Annotated in this window: 4 protein-coding genes; 1 reads left to right on the forward strand and 3 read right to left on the reverse strand. The window is 67.6% G+C overall.

All coding sequences use genetic code 11. From position 1 onward, the window contains the following. From G6026_RS13880 to G6026_RS13890, 3 genes are all read right to left on the reverse strand, one after another. The coding region (locus G6026_RS13880; protein WP_182613512.1) for a hypothetical protein at positions 1–802 on the reverse strand (802 nt) is incomplete at its 3' end. Positions 803–833: 31 nt separating this feature from the next. Next, on the reverse strand, positions 834–1,571 hold the full coding sequence (locus tag G6026_RS13885) for a hypothetical protein (RefSeq protein ID WP_182613513.1): 738 nt from the start codon (positions 1,569–1,571) through the stop codon (positions 834–836). A gap of 89 nt (positions 1,572–1,660) precedes the next feature. Continuing rightward, complete coding sequence (locus G6026_RS13890) at positions 1,661–2,386, reverse strand: hypothetical protein (RefSeq protein ID WP_107757450.1); 726 nt, start codon at positions 2,384–2,386, stop codon at positions 1,661–1,663. A gap of 469 nt (positions 2,387–2,855) precedes the next feature. Between G6026_RS13890 and G6026_RS13895 the strand changes: the two genes are divergently transcribed. Further along, on the forward strand, positions 2,856–4,118 hold the full coding sequence (locus tag G6026_RS13895; RefSeq protein ID WP_107757451.1) for a hypothetical protein: 1,263 nt from the start codon (positions 2,856–2,858) through the stop codon (positions 4,116–4,118). The last annotated feature ends 120 nt before the right edge of the window (positions 4,119–4,238 follow it).

The following is a 4,238-nucleotide window of genomic DNA, read 5'->3' on the forward strand; positions in this document are numbered from 1 at the left end:
CGACGGGATCGGTGCCACTGCTCCCCAGCGACCCGAGGGACCCGCTCCCGAGGCTGCCGGTGTTCTCGGGGACGACGACCGGCGGCGGCCATCCGTCCTCGAACGTGGACCAGGCGTACAGCTGACCGCTGCCCTGCGCGGCCGCGGAGTTGGTCCCCTGGGCGCACATGGTGAAGAAGCCGATCAGATCCTCGCCGCGGGGCTGGGTGGCCGGCGGCCCGAGCGTAATGGTCCGGTTGACCGTCTGACCGTTGGTCATCTGGAAGGACCCGGTCGTGCCGTACAGTCCCTCGACCTTGGCCCGGGTGTTCTGCTCGGTGATGCGCGAACGGAGCTGGACGGCCTCACTCGCCATATCCCCCAGGCTGCCCTGCGGGAAGAACTGGGTGAGCGGCCACAGGGGCATGGTGATGGTCGAGCCGGACGCCGTGATGCTGACCATCTCCGCCCGGACGTTCTGGTAGCGCGAGTAGTACTCGGCCGACATCTCGACGACGGGGGCCGTCGAGACCGTGCCACCGGGCCGGGCACCCGCGACCGTGTCCTGGTTGGGCGCCTCGCAGAAGACGGTGAAGCCGAGGTTGTTGGTCATCGATACCTGGACGGTGCCCGCGGCCCGGTCGACGTTGACGATGTCGACGGTCATCCCCGGGTTGTTGACGACGACGGTGCGGCCGTCACCGTTGTCACCGGGAACGACGGTCACGGTGTTCTGCGCGGCCGCGGTCCCGGCCATGCCGAGAACCATGAGGGCGCTCGCGGACGCCGCTGTGAAGCCCTTGAGGGCGCGTGAGGTGGACATGAGTCTCCTTGAGAATTCGGTCTGAAGGGGGTTACGAGCCGACGGAGCCGGCACCGAGGCTTCCCGTCGTGCTGCGGTCGGGCGCCGGGTTCGGGTCCTCGATGTCCTCGAGACCGATGTAGAGGAACCAGTCGTTGGTCACCATGTTGCGGCACATGAACACCGCGGCGGCCCTCCATTCGCCACGGTCGCCGGTGGCCGGGACACCGAGCGGGGCCGTGTAGTCCACGGTGCCACCGGCCGGGACGGTGAACTGGAGCGCGTTGTTCACCCGGGGGTCACCCGTGCGTCCGGCGACCCGTGCCTCGTTGTGTGCCTGCCGCGGTCCGGCCTCCGCCGAGCCGATGGCGCTGCCCGCAGGGAAGATGTCGAGGGCCGACCCGAAGGACACCAGGTCGCCGTTGGCGTTGGTGTCGGTGGGGCCGGTGAACACCCGGGTCCGGTAGTACTCCCGGACCTCCTCGGCCGCCGCGGCGGTGGTCACCTGGCCGTAACCGAGCGCCGTGTTCTGACCTCCGATGTTGAACTGGGGGACCTCACAGCGGAAGTTCGCATCGGTGGTGTTCTGGATCGATCCGGTGATCGTCGTGGGCGCCTCCCCCTTGTCGTTGACCGTGACGACGAGGGAGGTGTCGTCGACCTTGATGACGTAGCCGCCGGGGTTGCCGCCGGGCACCTGGGCGAGCGCGGGGGCCGCGCCGGCCACGAGAGCCAGTGCGGCAGCCGCAGCGACAGCCCCGCGCACTGCTGTGGTGGTGGTTGAGATCATTCTTCACTGCTCCTGTCGTACCGGCCATCGTGGAGAGACCGGGGTCCTATCGGATTGCTCTGGTCGCGGTCTGACCGCGGGGGTGACTGTCAGCTGCCGAGGCCGGCGCTGCCGAGGCTGCCCGTCGAGGTATTGGTCGCGTAGTTGGGCTTCACGCCCCCCTCGTACGCGTGGAAGGCGTAGCGCTGGCCGGCGATGGTGCAGGTCATGAACACGCCGGTCTGGAAGTCCGCGCGCTGACCCTCGACAGGATGATCGAGACGGACGTTCTGCTCGAACGCCGAGGTGGCGGGGATGGTGATGTTCGTCCCGAAGACGCCGTAGTGGCCGGCGAGACGCGCCTGCTCGAGGGCGGCCTCGTTCTGGTTGAGGGCGTCCCACTCCGGATTGAAGAACTCCGCAGCACTTCCGGCCTGGACCTGGGCCGATCCGAGGCCGATGTTCTGCGCGCCACCCGCGGCGGACGGGAGATTGAGGGTGAGATCAGCGAGCTCGGAGAGCGGGTACTGCGTGAAGTAGTCGATCGACCGGGCCACGACCTCGGCGGTGGTGACCGTCGCCGCCGGCCCGCCATCGATACCGGTGCAGTTGAGGTTGGTCCCGGTGTTGTTCTGCATCACGACCCGGACGGTCCCGGCCGCCTGGTCGAGGGGGTAGACGGCGAGTTGGATCTGCGTGTTGTCGACCGGATACACCGTGGTGCGGGGGTTGTTACCCGGGATCTGGGCAGTGGCGGCCGGCGCCGCGGCGGCGACGAACGCCGCGGCTAGTCCGAGCGCCGCGATTCTGGCTGAAGGGTGCCACGTACGTGCCATGGATCGTTCTCCTTAACATTGGCTTAGATCTGGATGAAGTCGGATCCCGGGCCATCGGGGGCGACGACCGGCCTTCGTCTCAGATAGGTAGTCCCGGCAAGTGTGACATGGCGCACAGCATTGTCACAGCCGCCTTATTATTTAGATCCGATAACACTTCGCCCCAATTTTCCCTAGTTGCACTACTGACCCGTCCTTAACAAATTGGACACATTTCGGTACGCGTGTCCTTTGCCTGCGGTTTTGACGACGGTCAGCGACCGGGCCAGCGTTTCGGCGAATAAGCACCTCGTCCAACTAAGACGTCGTATACCGTTGGTACTCCCTAGTGGTTTATGTCACACTTCCCCTGTCACGACGTTCGCTCAGCAGACGAACAGACAACCCGAACGCCCATACCGGGCCGCCGAACGGCCCTCAGCGCCACCCGTCGCACGGCGCTGATGACCACAGAGATAAAGGACTCCCCATGATGTTGACACGCGCTACGGCGCTGGTGGCCGGAGCCACCCTGCCGCTGGCCACCGCCATCGCCCTCGCCCCGGCGGCCACGGCCCAGAACTCACCCACCACCACCGGGACGGTCGAGGTCACCTACACCTGCACTCCCGACAACGCTCTGAACATCGGGGGCGTGAACACCTGGACCAACACGGTCGAGGTCACCTACCCCACGTTCGTCTCTCCGGGCGAGTTCTTCGAGGTCTCGATCCAGCCGGGGCCGATGCAGCCCAACACGGTGCGGGTCGGCCGGATCACCTACGACATCCAGGCGCCGAGCAACGCCGACTACCGCACCCAGACGCTGACGAGCGGCGCCACCGGGATCACCGCCGGCAGCCCCTCGCTGGCCGAGGTCAGCCCGACGACCAAGGCGACCCAGGCGGGGTCCAACACCGTTCGGATCTGGGGTGGACAATCCGCCCGCTACGGGACGAACACCGGCACGTCCATCAACACCGGCCTGCAGAAGAACAACAACCTGTCGTTCCAGCTGCCCGAGGTCACCTTCAGCATGCGCGCACCGAACACCCCCAGCCAGCAGATCGTCTTCGGGCTGCCCGGGGCCGGAGCCGCCGCCGCCACCGATGCGGCGTCGACCCAGTTCCAGTACACCCGCGGAACCACGGCGGGTGGCACCGGCACCACCGGCGCCCAGGTGGAGTGTGCCGCCAGTGCCAATGCGGCCGCCCTCACCACCACCACGATCACCAACGCCCCGTGGGTCCCCTTCCAGTGGAACACCAACCTGAACGTCCAGGCCCAGCCCGGCGCGCTCGACGAGGATTCGCTCGCGGTCAACGTGGTGACCTCCTTCCAGCGGCCCTCGAACAACTTCCCCGCCGGCACGATGGTCACGATCCTCCGTGACGGCGTCGAGGTCGGGCAGGTCGAGATGCCGGGGTCAGGCACCACCGTCGCCTTCGCGGACGACATCCCCCGTACGGCCGACACGCAGGTGTACCGCTACACGGCCGTGTTGAACAACCAGGACACACTGGGCGACACCTGGGTCGGAACCACCGCGACCTCGTCTCCCGTCATCGTCGCCGGCACCAACCCCGGAGCGGGCGGAGGCGGCACCGGCTCGCTGGACCCCGGCTCCGTCATCAACCCGATCGACTCGGCCATCGGCGGCTCCCTCACCGCGGGCCTGTCCGGATCGGTCGGATATGACGTCGCGCCGCTGTCGAGCCCGACCGTCACGGGCCTGCTGAGCTCCGCGAGCTGACACACCCCGCACAATCGAGAGGACCCGTCCGCGCCTGATGCGCGGACGGGTCCTCTCGTCGCGGTAGGTCAGTCCCGGATATCCGGGGGCAACCGGAGGCGAGCGGTCTGTTCGACGTCC

Origin of the sequence: Dietzia sp. DQ11-38-2 (assembly GCF_014145055.1) — a bacterium.
Classification (GTDB): domain Bacteria; phylum Actinomycetota; class Actinomycetes; order Mycobacteriales; family Mycobacteriaceae; genus Dietzia.

Excerpts from the sequence above, each read along its gene's own strand:
- G6026_RS13885 (WP_182613513.1), bottom strand. The coding sequence starts at position 1,571 with ATGATCTCAACCACCACCACAGCAGTGCGCGGGGCTGTCGCTGCGGCT.
- G6026_RS13890 (WP_107757450.1), bottom strand. The coding sequence starts at position 2,386 with ATGGCACGTACGTGGCACCCTTCAGCCAGAATCGCGGCGCTCGGACTA.
- G6026_RS13895 (WP_107757451.1), top strand. The coding sequence starts at position 2,856 with ATGATGTTGACACGCGCTACGGCGCTGGTGGCCGGAGCCACCCTGCCG.